Annotated in this window: 17 protein-coding genes; 4 read left to right on the forward strand and 13 right to left on the reverse strand. The window is 43.1% G+C overall.

Annotated features, from left to right (window positions below; genetic code table 11):
• The 11 genes from nuoL to ndhC form a co-directional block, all read right to left on the reverse strand.
• Positions 1 to 1,896, reverse strand: coding sequence for an NADH-quinone oxidoreductase subunit L (nuoL, locus tag HHA42_RS00235; protein ID WP_168461369.1), 1,896 nt, complete (start codon positions 1,894 to 1,896; stop codon positions 1 to 3).
• Complete coding sequence (nuoK, locus tag HHA42_RS00240) at positions 1,893 to 2,201, reverse strand: NADH-quinone oxidoreductase subunit NuoK (protein WP_004975463.1); 309 nt, start codon at positions 2,199 to 2,201, stop codon at positions 1,893 to 1,895. The genes nuoL and nuoK overlap by 4 nt, the downstream gene beginning before the upstream one ends.
• Entirely contained in the window at positions 2,201 to 2,719 is a 519-nt protein-coding gene (gene nuoJ / locus HHA42_RS00245) for an NADH-quinone oxidoreductase subunit J (RefSeq protein WP_171501122.1), read from the reverse strand. Before nuoJ ends, nuoK begins: the two co-directional genes overlap by 1 nt.
• Positions 2,719 to 3,261, reverse strand: coding sequence for an NADH-quinone oxidoreductase subunit NuoI (gene nuoI, locus HHA42_RS00250; protein WP_104852362.1), 543 nt, complete (start codon positions 3,259 to 3,261; stop codon positions 2,719 to 2,721). The genes nuoJ and nuoI overlap by 1 nt, the downstream gene beginning before the upstream one ends.
• Positions 3,262 to 3,279: 18 nt before the next feature.
• Positions 3,280 to 4,299, reverse strand: a complete 1,020-nt coding sequence (gene nuoH, locus HHA42_RS00255) for an NADH-quinone oxidoreductase subunit NuoH (protein ID WP_004975457.1) — start codon at positions 4,297 to 4,299, stop codon at positions 3,280 to 3,282.
• Positions 4,300 to 4,302: 3 nt separating this feature from the next.
• Positions 4,303 to 6,987, reverse strand: a complete 2,685-nt coding sequence (gene nuoG, locus HHA42_RS00260) for an NADH-quinone oxidoreductase subunit NuoG (RefSeq protein WP_168418691.1) — start codon at positions 6,985 to 6,987, stop codon at positions 4,303 to 4,305.
• An 11-nt stretch (positions 6,988 to 6,998) separates the two neighbouring features.
• A complete protein-coding gene (gene nuoF, locus HHA42_RS00265; protein ID WP_104852364.1) occupies positions 6,999 to 8,336 on the reverse strand; it encodes an NADH-quinone oxidoreductase subunit NuoF in 1,338 nt (445 codons plus the stop codon).
• Positions 8,333 to 8,842, reverse strand: coding sequence for an NADH-quinone oxidoreductase subunit NuoE (gene nuoE, locus HHA42_RS00270; protein ID WP_004975451.1), 510 nt, complete (start codon positions 8,840 to 8,842; stop codon positions 8,333 to 8,335). Before nuoE ends, nuoF begins: the two co-directional genes overlap by 4 nt.
• 14 nt (positions 8,843 to 8,856) lie before the next feature.
• Entirely contained in the window at positions 8,857 to 10,644 is a 1,788-nt protein-coding gene (nuoC, locus tag HHA42_RS00275; protein ID WP_168524999.1) for an NADH-quinone oxidoreductase subunit C/D, read from the reverse strand.
• Positions 10,645 to 10,729: 85 nt separating this feature from the next.
• Positions 10,730 to 11,407 carry an NADH-quinone oxidoreductase subunit B gene (locus HHA42_RS00280; protein ID WP_004975447.1) on the reverse strand — a complete coding sequence of 226 codons (678 nt, stop codon included), beginning with the start codon at positions 11,405 to 11,407 and terminating at the stop codon, positions 10,730 to 10,732.
• 6 nt (positions 11,408 to 11,413) lie between these two features.
• Positions 11,414 to 11,959, reverse strand: coding sequence for an NADH-quinone oxidoreductase subunit A (gene ndhC / locus HHA42_RS00285; protein WP_004975445.1), 546 nt, complete (start codon positions 11,957 to 11,959; stop codon positions 11,414 to 11,416).
• Positions 11,960 to 12,399: 440 nt separating this feature from the next.
• Here ndhC and HHA42_RS00290 point away from each other — a divergent pair, with 440 nt between their 5' ends.
• The gene (locus tag HHA42_RS00290; protein ID WP_154320444.1) at positions 12,400 to 12,756 is read left to right on the forward strand and encodes a hypothetical protein; all 357 of its coding nucleotides are present in this window, start codon (positions 12,400 to 12,402) and stop codon (positions 12,754 to 12,756) included.
• Positions 12,757 to 12,930: 174 nt separating this feature from the next.
• Here the strand turns inward: HHA42_RS00290 and HHA42_RS00295 are convergent, their stop codons facing one another.
• Together HHA42_RS00295 and prpF are read right to left on the reverse strand one after the other, a co-directional pair.
• Complete coding sequence (locus HHA42_RS00295) at positions 12,931 to 13,842, reverse strand: farnesyl diphosphate synthase (protein ID WP_168525139.1); 912 nt, start codon at positions 13,840 to 13,842, stop codon at positions 12,931 to 12,933.
• A 188-nt stretch (positions 13,843 to 14,030) separates the two neighbouring features.
• Positions 14,031 to 15,221 carry a 2-methylaconitate cis-trans isomerase PrpF gene (gene prpF, locus HHA42_RS00300; RefSeq protein WP_168525001.1) on the reverse strand — a complete coding sequence of 397 codons (1,191 nt, stop codon included), beginning with the start codon at positions 15,219 to 15,221 and terminating at the stop codon, positions 14,031 to 14,033.
• A gap of 321 nt (positions 15,222 to 15,542) precedes the next feature.
• On the opposite strand from prpF, the gene HHA42_RS00305 reads away from it, so the two are divergent.
• The 3 genes from HHA42_RS00305 (at position 15,543) to HHA42_RS00315 (ending at position 19,382) form a co-directional block, all read left to right on the forward strand.
• On the forward strand, positions 15,543 to 16,898 hold the full coding sequence (locus HHA42_RS00305; protein ID WP_171525552.1) for an amino acid permease: 1,356 nt from the start codon (positions 15,543 to 15,545) through the stop codon (positions 16,896 to 16,898).
• A gap of 312 nt (positions 16,899 to 17,210) precedes the next feature.
• A complete protein-coding gene (locus HHA42_RS00310) occupies positions 17,211 to 18,344 on the forward strand; it encodes an ABC transporter ATP-binding protein (RefSeq protein ID WP_168525005.1) in 1,134 nt (377 codons plus the stop codon).
• A 21-nt stretch (positions 18,345 to 18,365) separates the two neighbouring features.
• Complete coding sequence (locus tag HHA42_RS00315; protein WP_168525007.1) at positions 18,366 to 19,382, forward strand: extracellular solute-binding protein; 1,017 nt, start codon at positions 18,366 to 18,368, stop codon at positions 19,380 to 19,382.
• The last annotated feature ends 36 nt before the right edge of the window (positions 19,383 to 19,418 follow it).

A 19,418-nucleotide genomic window follows, 5' to 3' on the forward strand; every position in this document is an offset into this window, starting at 1 on the left:
TTATTTCCCCACGACCTGAATCACGATCAAGATCATTAGTAAGACCACAACACCAAGTGCCATACTCGATGCGTACTCACGTAATGAACCTGTTTGACGTGAACTTGTGAAGCTATGACCACCTTTCACCAGTGCAGGCAGTACTAACCACATGCCATCAACTGGATCACGACCTAATAGTTTGGCAATCAGCAAGAATGGTTTTACAAATACGATGTCATACAACGCATCGAAACCAAGTGCATTACGGCAAATGTTGGCAAGGCCCGCACCCAATGAAGTTTGCGCAAAACCTTTTACAGCATTATAAGCGAAGGCAAATAACACCACGCCTACGGCTAAACCAGCCAAAGCCACACCAATTGCAACATACTCTGCACCATGTGCGCCTGCTTCTAATGCTTCAGGAATCACAAATGCTGGGATTTTTGCAGCATCAAGAATGCTCATCACTGGCGCTTTTAATACAATCGCTAAACCAGTTGAAAGTACTGCAAGCACTGCCAATGGGAACCAGTAAGTTGCGCCTTTGATTTCGTGATATGGCGTGTTTTCTTTACCAAAGAATACAACCCAAATTAAACGGAATGTATAAATTGAAGTTAAGAATGCACCAGCTACACCCACCCAATATAAGGTGTTATATAACGGAATACCTGCAATATGACTTTGCGTCCAAACTGCTGCCAAAATAGCGTCTTTTGAGAAGAAACCAATGGTCAAGAATGGAATCGCTGCCAATGCACCGCCACCAATTGCGAAACATGCAAATAGGAATTTGTTCTTGTAGAACAAGCCGCCCATTTTGAAAATGTTTTGTTCGTGATGGTAAGCCAAAATCACCGCACCAGAAGACAAGAATAATAATGCCTTGAAGAATGCGTGAGTTAGCATGTGGAATAGACCAGCCTGATACGCTTCAGCACCTACCGCCATAAACATATAACCGAGCTGACTCATAGTTGAGTAAGCCAAAATACGTTTGATGTCGGTTTGAACCAATGCAGCAAAACCAGCAACTAGTAAGGTCACCGCACCTGTAATAGAAATGAACAACATCACTTCTGGTGCTAGTTCAAATACGCTGAACATACGACAGCATAAGTAAACACCTGCAGTTACCATTGTTGCAGCGTGGATCAATGCAGATACAGGTGTTGGACCTGCCATCGCGTCAGCTAACCAAGTTTGCAATGGAATTTGTGCAGATTTACCCGCAGCACCTAAGAACAACATTAACGCTGTCCAAATGGTGATGGATGAGCTTTGAGTCATTACATTGGCTGCATTTTCTACGATGTATTGCGTATTCAAGGTGCCGAATTGTTGATACAGCAAGAACAATGCAATCAGTAAGAAAACGTCACCCACACGTGTTACGGTAAATGCTTTGATTGCCGCAAAACCATTTGCAGGGTTTTGGTAGTAATAACCAATCAGCAAGTAAGAGCACAGACCTACACCTTCCCAACCTAAGAACAATAACGCTAAGTTATCGCCTAAAACCAACAGCAACATGCTCGCAACGAACAGGTTGAAGTAAGAGAAGAAACGTGCAAAGTCTTCTTCACCACGCATGTACCATGAGGCAAAGATGTGAATTAAGAAACCCACACCCGTAATCATGCCAAGCATGAGTAAAGATAAACCATCTAGGTGCAAACTAATTGCTGGCGCAAAACCACCTACATTGAACCAAGTCCATAAGTGTTGAGTTGTTGCAACCGAACCATTGTTCACAAAGTCCATGCCTGCAATTAAAGCGAATAATGCAGACAGCCCCACTGAGCCAACGCCAATAATCGCAGCAACTTTTTCAGGTAAGTTGTTACGCCCTGCCGCTAAAAGGATAAAACCAATGAGCGGAAACAATACTGTTAGATATAAATAACTCATCCGCGCATCTCACTAGCAGCATCCACATCCAAATGATGGAAGCGATGATAGAACTGAAGGACGATCGCAAGACCGATACACGCCTCTGCCGCAGCAAGTGTCAAGATCAAGATAAACATGATCTGACCATCTGGTTGTACCCATGCACTACCAGCCAAAACAAACGCCAGTGCCGCAGCGTTCATCATGATTTCAAGGCCCATTAAAATAAATAGTAGGTTGCGTCGCACCATCACACCGTAAAAACCGAGTGCAAAAAGAATGGTCGCGACAATCAAACCATGTTCTAAAGGGATGTTGCCCATTATTCTTTTTCCTCTTCTGCACTTGGTTCACGTTTACCGATGTGGAAGCCTGCAACTAAAGCTGCAAGTAATAACATTGCGGCAACTTCAACCAATAATAAGTACTGAGTAAAGAGTGCTTGACCAACCGCTTTTGGACCAACCATTTCAGTGCCCATTAAAGCGCTTGGTGTGGTGTAGTTTGAGCTTAATGACCACACTAAAACCAAACCAATTAGGAAGCTCATCAAAGCTGGATATGCCCAAGCAGATGAAGTCAACCATTTACGCTCTTGTTCAACGGTTTGCTGACCAAGGTTTAGCATCATTACTACGAATACGAACAAGACCATGATCGCACCCGCATAAACAATGATTTCCAAGGCGCCAGCAAATGGAGCACCCACGATCATGAACATGCCTGCAACTGCAAGCAATGACACGATCAAGCTTAATAAAGCATGTACTGGGTTCGCGTTAGTGACTACACGAACCGTAGAGACAATGGCCACTAGTGCCATCAAATAAAACGGCCACATCATGGTAATAGACTCCGTACATCAACAGGTGCGCTTTCACGTTGCGCTTGACCTTTGTCTTTACCTGTAACAGCCATACCCGTTACACGGTAGAAGTTGTAGTCAGGATATTTACCAGGACCTGAAATGAGTAAGTTTTCTTTCTCATAGACCAAGTCTTGACGCACATATTCACCTAACTCGAAGTCAGGCGTTAATTGAATTGCAGTCGTTGGACATGCTTCTTCACACATACCGCAGAAAATACAGCGTGAGAAGTTGATACGGAAAAACTCCGGATACCAACGACCATCTTCCTGTTCTGCTTTTTGTAGTGAAATACAACCCACTGGGCATGCAACTGCACAGAGGTTACATGCAACACAACGCTCTTCGCCATCTGGATCGCGTGTTAACACAATACGACCACGGAAGCGTGGAGGTACAATTTCTTCGGCTGGTACTTCCGGATACAAAATGGTGTCACGTTTACGTGTCACGTGTGAGAAAACCATCCACAGTGAACGTACAATTGACCCAAACCCAGCTAGAAACTTAAACATATTGTTCTCCCTGCTGTCTTAGGCCGAATGATTCATAAGAATCACAGCACCAGTTACCAAAAGGTTAACAAGCGCCAATGGCAAGCAAATTTTCCAACCAAAGTTCATCACTTGGTCATAACGTGGACGCATTAAAGAACCACGTGCCAAGACAAACATCATTACAAAGAATGCTGTTTTGATAATGAACCAGAAAGCTGCTGGAATGAATGGAATTTCAAGGTTAAACGGCGCAAGCCATCCACCGAAGAATAAAGTCACGATAAGCGCAGAGATCAGTACCACGTTGACATATTCTGCAACGAAGAACATACCCCATTTCATACCGCCATATTCTACGTGATAACCTTCTGCCAATTCTTGTTCTGCTTCTGGTTGGTCAAATGGGTGACGGTGTGTTACCGCAACACCAGCAACCACGAAAATCAAGAAACCTAAGAATTGTGGAATCACAAACCAAACATCACGTTGCGCTTCAACAATTTCACGCATGTTGAATGAGCCTGCAATTGCAACCACACCCATAAGTGAAATACCCAAGAACACTTCATACGAAATGGTTTGAGCTGCTGAACGTAGACCACCAAGCAATGCGTATTTGTTGTTTGATGACCAACCACCAAATAACACCGCATAGACTGCAATACCAGCCATTGCCATAAAGAACAACAGGCCAATGCTCATGTCTGCAACACCTAAATAAGGTGATACAGGAATAACCATGAACGACAGTACCGCAGTTGCCATTGCAACTGCTGGTGCCATACGGAAGGTTAGTTTGTCGGCAAATTTAGGTGTCCAGTCTTCTTTGAACATGATTTTAAGCATGTCGGCTACAATCTGGAACATACCACCTGGACCTACACGGTTCGGACCATAACGGTCTTGCCATAAGCCCAGTAAACGACGCTCAATAAAAGACATGAGCGCAGCAATCAATACTACAACCAGTAAGATGACAATCGCTTGAATGACTGAATAGGCAATTGGCCAGTTCTCAGCCCACAGCGGCGTCTGACGGATTAATTCTTGTTGCATGAATTACACTCCTACCGCGACTGAAACAGGCTCTGCAAGAGATACCGTTGGTGCAAGACCAATTGGGTAGCCAATATAACCTGTAGGTAAATATTCAATCACTTGTACTGGCAGTACGATAGACGTTTCACCTGCTTGTACGGTAATTGTTTGACCATCTTGTACATTCAAACGCTGCGCATCTTGAGTGCCTACAGCAAATACAGCTTCAGGAATACGCGTTTCCATTGCAGGTGTTTTCACCGTAAATTCACCCGATGCAAAAATGTGATGCATTGGAATTAAACGGAAGCTTTCAGGATTAGCTAGCACAGGTGCTGGTGCCACATAGCTACGTGCAGGACGTTTTGCTAAGCGATCGAATAAACGAATGCCTGAATCACCACCTTTTAAGTGACCGCCCACATTGTCTTGGAATTTGTTCCAAGCTTGTGGTGAGTTCCAACCTGCAGACCATGCAAATGGTACAAGTGCCGATGGTGTTTGGTTACCAACATAACCTTCCATAGAGAAAGTTAATGCAGAATCGACATCGGTCGGTTGTTTCGGCTCGTGAATAGATAACGGCGCACGCATTGCAGTACGACCTGAGTAACGACGTGGTTCACGCGCAACTTTCAAGCCATGTACACGGAAACCTGCATCTGGTGCAACATCCTGAATTGCTTCAAGTGCTGGAATATTTTTCGCAACAGATTCAATCACGTCATCTAAAACAGTCCAAGAAATTGCTTTACCTTTTAAGCCTGTTTCAAGTGCGTGTAACCAGCGCCAAGATTCTTTGATTGCTAGTTCAGGTTTGTAGTAGCTTGGGTCATACACTTGGAAGAAGCGTTGAGCACGGCCTTCTTGGCTCACTACAGTACCATCACCTTCAGCAAAGCTTGCTGCAGAAAGTACGATGTTGGCTTTTTGCACTGTTGCTGTTTCAGCATGATCAAGCACGATTACATCTTGTGCTTTTGCCAAAGCGGCATCAACTTGTGCCGCAGGTAAACGACGGTATAAGTCATTTTCAACCACAATCACAGCATCATAATCTTGTGCAAATGCTTGCTCTAAGCTTTGACCACCTAAAATTGCCAAGCCCATTGAGTTCACTTCTGGCACAGTTAGGGTTAAACCTGCGTTCTCACCCAAGTTTTGTGCCACTTGTGCAGCCGCTTCCATAATGGCAGCTTCTTGTAAGCTTGTACCTGAAATCACCAATGGCTTTTTCGCAGCTTTTAACGTGTCGGCAATAGTTTGTGCAAATGCTTTGGCATCGTCATCTAAACCAGTGATTACATCGCCTGCTACTGCAGCTGCAATCGCAAAACCTAAACGTGCGATGTCGTTTGGAGATGCAACCACTTCACCGGTTGCTACATCGGCTAAACGCGTTTGCGTTGCAGCCAAAATGTAAATTGGTGATTTTGCATCTTGTGCGATACGTTGTACAGGTTCAGCCAGCCAGTCTGGGGTACGACGCTCTGCAGCCATTTCTTTGGCTTTGTTTTTCGCCGCTTGGCGAACAGACAAGGCCATACGTGGTGCAGTTTGGGTTAAATCTTCACCCAAAATTAACACAGCATCGTAATCTTCAATTTCACGCATACCTGGGTTGTAAATACCTTCGGTTTGCATGATTGAAGCTGCAAGCTCTACCAAGTTTTGCTCTTTTTGCGATAAACCTGTTGAGTAGTTGTCTTGACCCACTAACTCACGCAAAGCAAAGTTTGATTCAAGCGATGCACGTGGCGAACCAATACCCAAAACTTTTTTGCCTTGAACTTTGGCAATAATCGTATCAAGTGCAGTATCTACAGAAATGGTTTCTACACTCGCACCATTACGGAACTGTGGCTGACGTGGACGATCTTCACGGTTCACATAACCTGTACCGAAACGACCTTTGTCGCACAGGAAGTATTGGTTAACTTCACCGTTAAAGCGGTTTTCTACACGACGTAATTCGCCATAACGCTCACCCGGAGAGATGTTACAGCCAGAAGAACAGCCTTGGCATACGCTTGGCGCATATTGCATATCCCACTTACGGTTATAACGTGCAGAGTGCGTTTTGTCGGTAAATACACCTGTTGGACATACTTCAGTCAAGTTGCCAGAGAATTCAGATTCTAAAGTACCCGACTCAGGACGACCAAAGTACACACGTGATGCGTTGGCATAAACGCCAAAGTCTGTACCGCCTGCATAGTCTTTGTAGTAACGCACACAACGATAACATGCGATACAACGGTTCATTTCATGTGCAATGAACGAACCTAGCTCTTGGTTATAGTGTGTACGTTTGGTGAAGCGGTAACGACGACGGTCATGCTGCGTCATTACAGTCATATCTTGTAAATGACAGTGACCACCTTCTTCACAGACAGGGCAGTCGTGTGGGTGGTTCGTCATCAAGAACTCTACAATTGAAGCACGGAACTCAGTCGCTTCCTTGTCTTCAATAGAGATATAGGTATTGTCAGCAGCAGGTGTCATACATGACATCACCAAGCGACCACGAGTATCTTCAGGGTTCGCATATTGGGTCACGGCACATTGACGGCAAGAACCGACAGAACCTAAGGATGGATGCCAACAAAAGTACGGAATGTCGATCCCAAGGCTCAAACATGCTTGCAGCAAGTTTTCCGAGCCATTGACTTCGTACGATTTTCCATCGACATGAATTGTAGCCATAGTCGAATTCCTTAAGCTTGTTCTACGTTGCTAGCTTGAGCAGCAGGACGGCTATTTGCCACTTTTGCTTCAAACTCGCTACGGAAATATTTGAGTGCGCCCATTAATGGCTCCATCGCACCTGGTGCGTGAGCACAGAAGGTCTTACCAATCCACAATTTTTTGGTGAGTTCTTGAAGATGTTGAATGTCTTCTTCTTTTCCTTCGCCATTTTCAATTGCTTTGAGTGCTTTTACAGCCCATGGTAAGCCATCACGACATGGCGTACAGAAACCACATGATTCGCGCGCAAAGAATTCTTCTAAGTTACGGGTTGCAGAAACCATACATTGAGTTTCATCGACTACCATGAGCAAACACGTACCTAAACGTGAACCTGCTTTCATGATGCTCTCTGCATCCATTGGCAAGTCAATGTGTTCTGCCGCCAAGAAGTCGGTAGACGCACCACCCGGTAACCATGCTTTTAGCTTCAAGCCATCACGCATGCCACCCGCATAGTCTTCAATCACTTCACGTGCAGTCGTACCAAATGGAAGTTCCCATAGACCAGGGAATTTCACCTTACCTGACGCACCGTAAATTTTTGTGCCAGGATCTTTCGATTTGCCTGCAGATAAACCGATATACCACTCTGCACCACGCAACATAATTGCAGGTAAGTTGTTATAGGTTTCTACGTTGTTGACAATCGTTGGACGCCCCCATGCCCCTGCAACTTGCGGGAATGGTGGTTTAGTACGTGGGTTAGCACGACGGCCTTCAAGCGAGTTAATCAATGCAGTTTCTTCACCACAGATATAACGACCAGCGCCTGTGTGCACGTATAGCTCAAAGCCCCAACCTGTACCTAAAATGTTTTCGCCCAAATAACCTTTGGCTCGAATTTGCTCAATCGCTTCATTTAAGTACTGTGCAGCTTCGATATATTCGCCACGAATAAAGATATAACCGTGTGTTGCTTCAAGCGTATAAGCAGCAATCAGCATACCTTCAATCAGTTGGTGTGGAAGTTTTTCCATCAGCAAACGGTCTTTGAAAGTACCTGGTTCCATCTCATCGGCATTACAAATCAGGTAACGTGGACCAGAATTGTCATTTGGCGCCATCAGTGACCATTTGATCCCTGCAGGGAAGCCTGCACCACCACGACCTTTTACTGTCGCAGCTTTAATGACTTCAAGCACATCTTTAGGCGGCATAGAAATCGCTTTCTTAAAGCCCGCATAACCTTCTAGCGCTTCGTAATCATCTGCATTACGCACGTGCTCTTGCTTGCTTAAACGCCAAGTTAATGGATGCGTTTCTGGGTTACCGTCACCATAAATTGGTCTTGGTTCGGTATTCATACATACTTCTCCAATAACTGTTGCACCGATGTCACCTCAACTAAACCGTGAGTATCTTCATCAATCATCAAGGTTGGTCCCTTGTCGCAATTTCCTAAACAGCAAATTGGCAATAACGTGAAACGACCATCTGCAGTCGTTTGACCAAACTGAATGCCTAATTCACGCTGGAATGCTTCTGCCAGTGTTTCTGCACCCATCAAGAAGCATGCAATCGAGTCACACAATAAAATCACGTGGCGACCTACAGGCTGGCGATAAATACGGTTATAGAAAGTTGCAACACCTTCTAAATCAGCAACGCTGATGGTGAGAAGCTGTGCAATTGCATTTAACTGCGCGTCATCTACCCAGCCATTACGGCGCTGTACACACTTCAAGGCATCCAAAGATGCTGCACGTGGGTACGGATAATGGCCAATGTGATGTTCAATTTCATGGATTTCTTCTGCAGTTAAAATCCCTTCAACATTCACACGTGGCTTTTTATCAGTCAAAATCATCATAATGCGTTTACCCCTTAGCGATCCACGTCTGCCATTACGACGTCAATGGTCGCTAAATAAATGATTAAGTCAGATACCAGACTGCCGTTAATCACAGAAGGCATTTGCTGTAAATGCGTGAAAGTTGGTGTACGAATACGGGTACGGTAACTCATCGTCGACTTATCTGAAGTCAAGTAATAGTTAGATGCACCTTTCACCACTTCTGCCATTACAGATGCTTCACCAGCAGGCATTACAGGACCCCAAGACACGCTTAAGAAGTGTGTAATCAAGGTTTCAATATCTTGTAATGTCTTGTCTTTTGGTGGTGGAACAGCCAATGGATGATCCGCTTTATATGGACCAGAAGGCATGTTATCTAGACATTGTTTGATGATTTTCAATGACTCTTCGATTTCACGGAAGTGTACCAATACACGTGCGTAAGCATCGCCTTCGTACTCTACCGGCACTTCAAAGTCATAGTTTTCATAACCACTGTATGGACGGTATTTACGCACATCAAAGTCAATACCTGTTGCACGTAGACCAGTACCTGTTACACCCCACGCCAAAGCAGATTTCGCATCATACTGTGCAACGCCTTGCGTACGACCCATGAATACTGAGTTGCGTAATGCCGCAGTGTAGTATTCATTCATACGTTTTGGCATCCACTCCAAGATTTCACGAATCAGGTGCTGCCAGTTGTTTGGTAGGTCGTGTGCGGTACCACCAATACGGAACCATGCTGGGTGCATACGGTAACCAGTAATGGCTTCAATCGCATCGTAGATTTTTTGACGGTCTGCGAACATATAGAATACAGGGGTCATACCGCCCGCATCCTGAATTGCAGTACCAATGAACAATAAGTGGTTATTGATACGGAATAATTCCGACATCATTACACGAATACATTGTGCGCGGTCTGGTACAGTAATACCTGCCAGTTGTTCCACACCCATCACATACGGCATGTTTTGGGCACAACCACCTAAGTAGTCCACACGGTCGGTATAAGGAATGAATGAATGCCAAGTTTGACGTTCAGCCATCTTTTCCACACCGCGGTGGTGATAGCCGATATCTGGCACACAGTCTTTCACTTCTTCACCATCCAACTGCAAAATTACACGGAACGCACCGTGTGCAGATGGGTGGTTAGGACCCAAGTTCAAGAACATGAAGTCTTCGTCTTTATTACCGCGCTTTAAGCCCCAATCTTCAGGCACAAAGCGTAGGTGTTCCTGCTCGAAGTCTTGTTTGGCTTGGTTCTGCATGTACGGCGTATATTCCGTAGCACGTGCAGAATACTCTTTACGTAACGGGTGACCTTCCCAGTATGTTGGCAACAAAATACGACGGAGCATTGGATGCCCTTCGAAGTTGATACCAAACATATCGTAAGCTTCACGTTCGTACCAGTTGGCATTTGGCCAAATGTTAGTTGCTGTAGGAATGTTGAGATCACTCTCATTCAAGGCAACTTTAATACGAATGTCCGTGTTACGCTCAAGCGATAACAAGTGATAGAACACTGTAAAGTCAGACGCAGGTAGACCGTCGCGGTAAGTACGTAAACGCTCATCTACCGCAGACAAGTCGAACAACATCACGTATGGACGTGACACTGTACGCAAGAACATTAAAACTTCTTGTACACGTGCGCGCTCAACCCAGACTGTTGGAAAATCTTCAAAAGTCGTTTGCACGTAGAAGTTCTCACCAAATTTGGTTTTGAGTTCTTCTACAATTGCAAATGCTGGGCGTGAATCAACTGCTGTTGATTCTGGCATAGCAATGTCAGTTTCAGCCATTGGCTTGGCTTCCTATTTAATACAAATTCAGTCAACCTAAACGACAACTACACCCTTCGGGTGCATCAATATTTGTACGTTTAAATTATTTAATTTCATCCATAGAGCGTAAGTTTTTCACCGCAATACGCTGTGCATTCTTACGGTCACGTTCTGGCATCATCTTTGGCTTATACACTGGCTTAAGATCATCACCAATTACCGCAGACAACGGACGACGCTCTAATTGAATTTGGTCTTGTAATAACATTAATGCTTGAATTAATGCTTCAGGACGTGGTGGGCAACCTGGAATGTACACATCCACAGGAATGATTTTATCCACACCTTGTACAACTGAATAAATGTCGTACATACCACCTGAGTTTGCGCATGCGCCCATTGAGATAACCCATTTAGGCTCAAGCATTTGCTCATACAAACGCTGAATTACAGGTGCCATTTTTACGAAACACGTACCTGCAACAATCATCAAGTCTGCCTGACGCGGTGAAGCACGAATAACCTCAGCACCAAAACGTGACAAGTCATGCACGCCTGTTAAGGTCGTTGCATACTCTACGTAGCAGCACGATGTACCAAAGTTGAACGGCCAAACTGAGTTCTTACGTCCCCAGTTTACTGCTGTATGTGCCAAGTCCTCTAAACGAGTCATAAACACATTTTTATTCACTTCTTCTTCAAGCGGATCAGTTACGATTTGGCGCTCTTGAAGTGGATATTGATCAGCATCGGGATTCGCACGGGTTAAGGTATATTTCATCCCGAGTTACTCCTTGTCAGATGAGGTAGTCGCAGATTTTTTTACACGACCAGAGGATTGAGCTGGAATTTGACCGGTAGGGTCCGTTACCAATTCTTCAATTGAGTTAAAGCGTGTGATTTCTGCAAGATCCATATTTGGCGAACCAATTTTAGGTTTAATCCCTGCTGCTTTACGCTTATCAGATGGTGCCCAGTTCAGTGCGCCGGTTGATAATTCATAAATTAAGCCAACGAGTAAAACTAAAATAAATACAGCAGCAGTTGCAAAGCCCACCCAACCTACTTCACGAACAGATGCTGCCCATGCATATAGATAAAGTGCTTCTAAGTCGAAAACAACGAAGAAAATTGCAACCAAATAGAACTTGGCAGATAAGCGGATACGTGCTCCACCAGCACCAACAACACCCGACTCAAACTGCTCTTGCTTCGCACGTCCCCATGATTTACCCCCAAGGAGTAAAGGAACGGTTAGCATAAAGACGCATAAAAATGTAACGCCGATCACGAAGGCAATAATTGCCCATTCGTATGGAGTAATGGCACTCATGCGGGGATAACTCCTGGCAGGCCTATTTATTAACAAAGAATGTATGTATTGGCCTTCAAATACACCAAACACAAAATTAATCACGCCAATTGTACCTGATTTATGATTTCACTTGCTAGTTCATAAGTCTTAGTCTTTCGGATGATTTTTTATTCAAATACTTGATATTTTAGAATTCCACTACTCTGTAGGGCTATTAATCGCTTTAATGAATAGATAAACCATTTATGATTATTTTTTCCAAAACACCAACTGCGCTGTTCGTTACAAAGTTTTTTAATTTCTAAACAGATCATGGCAAATTTAGGTTTCAGCTTAGTGCACAGCATCAAATTCTTTGTGTAGTTTTTGCAACTTCAGCCCAGAGTTTCTTTAATTTTTAGCCTAGAGTGTGTTATTCCTATAAAGCATTAAAAATTTGAATAATAAGGAGTAAACACATGAGCTTAGACTATACCCACAAACCGAATTACTTTATGTTTGCGCAATTATTTATTCGTCATTTACAAAATTATTTTGAAAAGCATCCCGATGCACAAAATGCAATTTTTGACCTACGCGATGTTTATGAGTTATTTCGTCAAGACAAGGCTTCTGCCACCATTAATTTAGACGGCATTATGAATATTGCAGATGAATACCGAATAGAAACTTTACAGGGTGATCAAAAATTGATTAGTCGCTATGCGATTGATCCACAAAACAACTCTCTTTTGGTCGATTTTAACCGAGAGGCTTTAGATAGCTTAAAGCAAGGCAAAACAATTCTTGCTCCGGATGCAACACTTCAGGAATAAAAAGCAAAAAAAGGAGTGAAATTTTAAACCGGTAAATATTTTAAAATAGACTTACTCCAAAGCAACAACATAAAAAAGCGAGCAAATGCTCGCTTTTATTTTTTTGGCACACCGCCAATTTACTTCAATTAAAAATCACTATATTTAAAGGTATCAGTAAACCTAAAGCATCAATTAGCTTTTACGTGACAGTAAAAATTCTGAAATTTTCTGTAGCTCTGTTGCTGCAGCAGTATCAAAAAAAGCCAACGCAGCAAAAGCCTGATCATGTAACTGTTGAGCGTAAGTTTGTGCCTGCTCTAGCCCCATCAATGCAGGATAAGTGGATTTTTCCACCTGCTCATCTTTGCCTGCGGTTTTACCGAGCACTTCAGTCTCTGAAATAATATCCAAAATATCATCTTGTACCTGAAAGGCTAGACCAATCGCTTGTGCATATTCACGCAGTTGTGGAATGGCTTTATCTCGTCCATCAAACACGGTCACAGCAGCCATCATCACTGCAGCAGAAATCAAGGCACCTGTTTTATTACGATGGATACTTTCCAAAGTCGCCTGATCGACTTGTTTACCTTCAGATTGTAAATCCATAACCTGACCACACACCATTTTTGATGATGCTGTAGCTAAAATTTGCATCTGCTTGAGTACAATCCCTTGATCTACCGCAGCAGACTGATCAAACAAACGACTGCCTAAAATTTCAAATGCCATCGATTGTAAAATATCACCTGCCAACAACGCTGTATCTTCACCATAAGCTGCATGACAGGTTGGCTGCCCACGACGCAACAAGTCATTATCCATACACGGCAAATCGTCATGCGCCAGTGAATAACAATGAATCAGCTCAATTGCAACTGCAGCACGGCGTACTGCTGCATAATTCTGATTAGGTCTTAACGCAGCTGTGGCATAACACAAAGCAGGACGCACACGCTTACCACCCAACATGACGGCATGATGCACAGCGGACTTTAACGGTTCTGGCAATGCAAAGGCCTCTAAAGCGGTAAGCAAGTCTTGCTGAATACGTTGTTGGGCTGCGGTTAATGCATGCGCCTGTAAATCGTGAAGTGATGACACATTCGCCTCGAATTGTTGGTTCATGTCTGATAAGCAGTAAGCTGCTTTGTCTGTTGCAGCATTGTACCCATAATTCAATTTTTTTTAAGCCTTAACTGCACCGATATAGTATTTCAGCTACAAAAAAGTCCCTATCGAAATAGAGGCTGAATTTTGTTTAAATTTAAAATGTCAGGTTCGTGACCAATTTATTCAAGCGTTTCAGCAGGCACACGCACCCAGCCTTCCATCAAGACACGTGCACTACGGCTCATTACCGCTTTTTTTACTTGCCACTGTCCATTTTCCTGCACGGCTTGCGCACCAACGCGAAGCGTACCCGATGGATGTCCAAAACGTACCGCTTCACGCTCACCACCACCTGCAGCTAAGTTCACCAAAGTTCCTGGAATAGCTGCAGCAGTACCAATTGCAACAGCTGCTGTGCCCATCATGGCATGGTGTAATTTACCCATCGATAATGCACGTACCAATAAATCGGTATCTTCTACCTGAATTTGCTTTCCACTTGAAGAGACATAACTTTTTGGCGCAGAAACAAAAGCAATTTTGGGGGTATGCTGACGCTTTTCAGCTTCGGCAATTTCCTGAATTAGTCCCATTTGTTTAGCGCCATAAGCACGAATGGTTTCAAAACGTGCCAATGCCTCTGTATCACCATTGATCGCATCTTGCAGCTCTGTGCCGGTATAACCAATATCTTCTGCATTCAGAAAAATTGTTGGAATACCCGCATTGATAAATGTAGCCTGAAATGTTCCAATATTTGGCACATCTAAAGTATCCACGACATTGCCTGTCGGGAACATTGCCCCACCCTCGTCACCATCGTCGGCAGGGTCTAAAAATTCAATTTGCACTTCTGCTGCTGGGAATGTCACGCCATCCAGCTCAAAATCACCTGTTTCCTGCACCTGACCGTTGGTCATCGGTACATGTGCAATAATGGTTTTTTCAATATTTTTTTGCCAAATGCGTACTGTGCACACACCATTTTCAGGAATTTTACTGGCATCGACCAAACCATTACTAATGGCAAATGCACCTACCGCAGCCGTGAGGTTGCCACAGTTACCACTCCAATCTACAAAAGGCTGATCAATTGAAACCTGTCCAAACAGATAATCGACATCATGATCGGGCTGCGTACTTTTCGCCAGAATTACCGTTTTGCTAGTGCTTGAAGTTGCACCGCCCATTCCATCAATTTGCTTGGCATAAGGGTCTGGACTGCCAATGACGCGCAATAAAATTTGATCTCTAATTTTGCCTGGCTGCTGTGCTGCTACAGGTAAATCATCAAGTTTAAAAAATACGCCTTTACTGGTACCGCCGCGCATATAAGTCGCTGGAATTTTAACTTGTGGTGCAAAACGCATGAATTTTATTCCCTTGTTTTTGATTGTTATGGTCAATATAAAAAGACCCTTTTGCATGATAACGGTTTTTATTCAAAAGGTATCGTGGTCTTGACTTAAGTATAAAAAAACAACATTTGGTAAAATTTACCCTAGCCAGTCATCTTGATTTATAAGACAAAAATAAAATTAATATATTGATTACGCTAATTTTTAAAATAAAAGCCAGCTAAACTTATTTTTATAATTTGCATAAATTTAATTCATAAATGTATAGCTACTAGGCTAATGAAATTTGATCTATTACAATCTTGTCACTTTTTCATTGTCTGGCTGAATACTTTGAACAACGAGTCTTCACAACTTCAGCGTGGCTTAAAGAACCGCCATATTCAATTGATTGCCATGGGTGGCGCAATTGGTACTGGTTTATTCTTAGGTTCCGCGCAGGTCATCCAATCTGCTGGCCCATCTATTATTTTGGGTTATGCCATTGGTGGTCTTATTGCATTTTTAATTATGCGCCAATTGGGGGAAATGATTGTTCATGAGCCCGTTGCAGGATCATTCAGTCACTTTGCCTATAAATATGCAGGTAAGTTCCCTGGCTTTTTAGCTGGCTGGAATTACTGGATTCTGTATATTTTGGTGGCCATGGCAGAACTCACCGCAGTCGCGAAATATATTAACTACTGGTGGCCGCATATTCCTGCATGGACATCAACACTGTTCTTTTTCATTGTGATTACCATTATTAACTTGGGCAATGTGAAGTTCTACGGTGAGTCAGAATTCTGGTTGGCGATTATTAAAGTCGCGGCTGTAGTCTCGATGATTGTATTTGGTTTATACCTATTACTTTCTGCAGATGCGACCTCCACTGCTTCTTTCAGCAACCTTTGGGCACATGGCGGCTTCTTCCCGCATGGCTTTGAAGGGTTATTCTTTATGTTGGCTTTCCTGATGTTTGCCTTTGGCGGCATTGAATTGATTGGTATGGCAGCAGCCGAAGCACAAGACCCAGAAAAAACAATTCCTAAAGCCATTAACCAAGTGGTGTTCCGTATCCTGATTTTCTATGTCGGTTCGCTCACTATTCTGTTGTCTTTAGTGCCTTGGAATCAGCTCGATTTAGGTGGTTTAGATAAAAGTCCATTCGTGATGATTTTTAGTCAGATGGGGATTGAATGGGCTGCACACTTACTGAATTTCGTGATTCTGACTGCTGCACTTTCTGTGTATAACAGTGGGATGTATGCCAACAGCCGTATGTTGTTCGGTTTAGCCAAACAAGGTAACGCACCAAAAATTTTCCTAAAAGTGAATAAACAAGGTGTGCCAATTCCAGCTGTTCTATTCTCTGCGGTATTGATTTTTGGCTGTGTATTATTGAACTACTTTGTACCAGAAGAAGCCTTAAGTCACCTCATGTACATTGTGGTTGGTGCTTTGGTTCTAAACTGGGCAATGATCAGTTTAACCCACTTAAAATTCAGCAGTACTTTGAAAAAATTAGCTATTCCAACCAAGTTCCCTGCTCTTTGGTCGCCATTTAGTAACTATCTGGTGTTGGCCTTCATTGCTGTGGTGCTTTACATTATGTGGACACAGGGCTTCAAAGAATCAGTCATTATGATTCCAGTCTGGATTGTTTTAATGTTCATTCTGTTTAAGGTGCTTAATTCCAAAAAACCTTAATTTGGATTGCATTTATATCGCCCCATTTAAAAAGTTACTGCTTCGGCAGTAACTTTTTTTATAGCTCGGTTTTGTCTTTCCGCATGTAAGTTCAACTCTCAGTAAAGTGTAGTTATAAAACCTTCAAATTTTTAATCCTGCTGTAGGATTCTCGTTCAGAATATAAACCAATGAAACACTGCTGTTTTTCTTGATATTTCAACCAATTTATACTCTCCCCAAGGTCATTTACATTCTAAATGATAAAAAGACTCTACTTGAGAAGAATTCTTAGTTATTATTTGAGCACAAAATTTGTCGTGTGAAATATCCATGAATGCGTTTGCTGCACAACCTGCCAATGTATTGACCATCCAACAGCTGAGTAAAAAGTTTGGTTCACGTTTTGCCGTGCAAAATGCAACATGGTCTGCCATGAGTGGGCAGATTGTCTGTTTGCTGGGACACTCAGGATGCGGCAAAACCACCATGCTGCGCTTAATTGCAGGTTTGGAAAATCCAAGCAGTGGTTCTATTCAACTCGAACAGCATATTTTATGGGATGCACAACAACAAATACCTGCAGAATCCCGCAACATTGGTTTAGTCTTTCAGGATTACGCCCTTTTTCCACATTTAAGCGTGCTAGAAAACGTCATGTTTGGCTTAAAGAAATTCCCTAAATCGCAACGTGCTGATATTGCCAAACAAGCCTTAGAACACGTGTCGATGCTGCATCATCAAGACAGCTATCCCTACACGCTTTCAGGCGGTGAACAACAACGAGTAGCTTTGGCACGTGCATTAGCCCCTAAACCGCCAGTTTTACTTATGGATGAACCTTTTTCCAATTTGGATCATCGCCTGCGTGATCAAATCCGTCAAAGTACCATTCAAATTTTAAAACAAACGGCAACCACTACGGTCATTGTCACGCATGACCCTGAAGAAGCGCTGCAAATTGCTGATCAAATTATCTTAATGCATCAAGGGCAAATCATTCAAATTGGCTCGCCTAAGCAACTCTACCTACAACCTAAAACGTTATTTGCAGCGCGCTATTTTTCTGCGTTGAATGAAATTCCTGCACAAGTCAATAATCAAACAATCTCCACCATTTTTGGTCAAGTTGATCGTGGTCAGCAGGATTTAGCACAAGACTTATCTACGCAAAAACAAGTGCAATGCTGCTTCCGCCCTCATCAAGTTCGTGTCAGCAAAACCCCTAGTGAAGGTGCATTACCAGCAAGCGTGCTGTCTTCAAGCTTTATGGGACACGCGCAGCAACTACGTCTAAAACTACAAGATCATGCGCTCACACTTTTGGCACAAGTTAATCATCTTCAAGATTTCCAACATGCTGAACAAGTCTATGTTTCTGTAGATTTAAACAGCTGTTTTTTCTTGGCATCTGATGAGCAATCATCAACCACACCACATTCTGCTTTAGCGGCTATTCACATTTAAATTTTCGATTAGGAATACCATATGAAACCAATGTCTAAATTATCGCTGGTTGTTACAGGTCTACTTGCGTTTGGTGCAAGTGTGGCGCAAGCAGCAGAAGTAAACTTATACACCACACGTGAACCTGTTTTGATTCAAACGTTATTAACTGAATTCACGCAAAAAACAAGTGTGAAAGTAAATACTGTTTTTATTAAAGATGGTTTATTGGAACGTGTAAAAGCAGAAGGTCGTCGTTCACCTGCCGATGTCATGCTGACCGTAGACTTTGGTAATTTAGTGGACTTGGTAGAAGGTGGCTTAACCCAGCGCGTTAGCTCTAAAACATTAAATAGTGCAATTCCTGCTAACTTACGTGCAGCCAATGGACACTGGTATGCACTATCGATGCGTGCACGTGCAGTCTATGCCTCTAAAGACCGTACACCATTAAATGCGATTACGTATGAAGATTTAGCTAATCCCAAATGGAAAAATAAAATCTGTATTCGCTCAGGCAGCCATCCATATAACACTGCTTTGATTGCGGCTTATATCGCTCATCATGGTGAAAAACAAGCTGAAACTTGGTTGCGTGGTGTAAAAGCTAATTTAGCTCGCCCAGCCAGTGGTGGTGACCGTGATGTGGCACGTGATATTTTAGGCAAAATTTGTGATATTGGCGTTGCCAACACTTATTATGTAGGCACAATGCGTACAGGTGATGCCGAACAACAACGTTGGGGCAATGCGATTAATGTCGTGTTACCGCGTTTTAAAAATGGTGGAACACATGTAAACGTATCGGGTGCAGTGGTCTCTAAACATGCGCCAAACCGTAAAGAAGCTGTACAACTGCTTGAATTTTTAGCTTCAGATCATGCGCAAGCCATTTACGCACAAAACGGCTTTGAATACCCTGTTAAACCTGGTGTAAAAATTGACCCAATTATCGCTAGTTTTGGCAAACTCAATATTGATTCAATTCGTTTAAGCGATATTGCACGTCACCGTAAAGCCGCCAACTTATTGGTCGATAAAGTCCAGTTTAACCGCTAAAATTTTCTGCTTTTATCTTACAGTGCAGCGATTTGC

This window comes from Acinetobacter sp. A3, from assembly GCF_012371415.1.
Classification (GTDB): domain Bacteria; phylum Pseudomonadota; class Gammaproteobacteria; order Pseudomonadales; family Moraxellaceae; genus Acinetobacter.

Coding starts and splice junctions, on each gene's coding strand:
- prpF (WP_168525001.1), bottom strand. CDS start 15,221: ATGCGTTTTGCACCACAAGTTAAAATTCCAGCGACTTATATGCGCGGC.
- nuoK (WP_004975463.1), bottom strand. CDS start 2,201: ATGGGCAACATCCCTTTAGAACATGGTTTGATTGTCGCGACCATTCTT.
- HHA42_RS00290 (WP_154320444.1), top strand. CDS start 12,400: ATGAGCTTAGACTATACCCACAAACCGAATTACTTTATGTTTGCGCAA.
- HHA42_RS00310 (WP_168525005.1), top strand. CDS start 17,211: ATGAATGCGTTTGCTGCACAACCTGCCAATGTATTGACCATCCAACAG.
- nuoG (WP_168418691.1), bottom strand. CDS start 6,987: ATGGCTACAATTCATGTCGATGGAAAATCGTACGAAGTCAATGGCTCG.
- HHA42_RS00280 (WP_004975447.1), bottom strand. CDS start 11,407: ATGAAATATACCTTAACCCGTGCGAATCCCGATGCTGATCAATATCCA.
- nuoC (WP_168524999.1), bottom strand. CDS start 10,644: ATGGCTGAAACTGACATTGCTATGCCAGAATCAACAGCAGTTGATTCA.
- ndhC (WP_004975445.1), bottom strand. CDS start 11,959: ATGAGTGCCATTACTCCATACGAATGGGCAATTATTGCCTTCGTGATC.
- nuoE (WP_004975451.1), bottom strand. CDS start 8,842: ATGATGATTTTGACTGATAAAAAGCCACGTGTGAATGTTGAAGGGATT.
- nuoI (WP_104852362.1), bottom strand. CDS start 3,261: ATGTTTAAGTTTCTAGCTGGGTTTGGGTCAATTGTACGTTCACTGTGG.
- nuoH (WP_004975457.1), bottom strand. CDS start 4,299: ATGCAACAAGAATTAATCCGTCAGACGCCGCTGTGGGCTGAGAACTGG.
- HHA42_RS00315 (WP_168525007.1), top strand. CDS start 18,366: ATGAAACCAATGTCTAAATTATCGCTGGTTGTTACAGGTCTACTTGCG.
- nuoL (WP_168461369.1), bottom strand. CDS start 1,896: ATGAGTTATTTATATCTAACAGTATTGTTTCCGCTCATTGGTTTTATC.
- nuoJ (WP_171501122.1), bottom strand. CDS start 2,719: ATGTGGCCGTTTTATTTGATGGCACTAGTGGCCATTGTCTCTACGGTT.
- nuoF (WP_104852364.1), bottom strand. CDS start 8,336: ATGAATACCGAACCAAGACCAATTTATGGTGACGGTAACCCAGAAACG.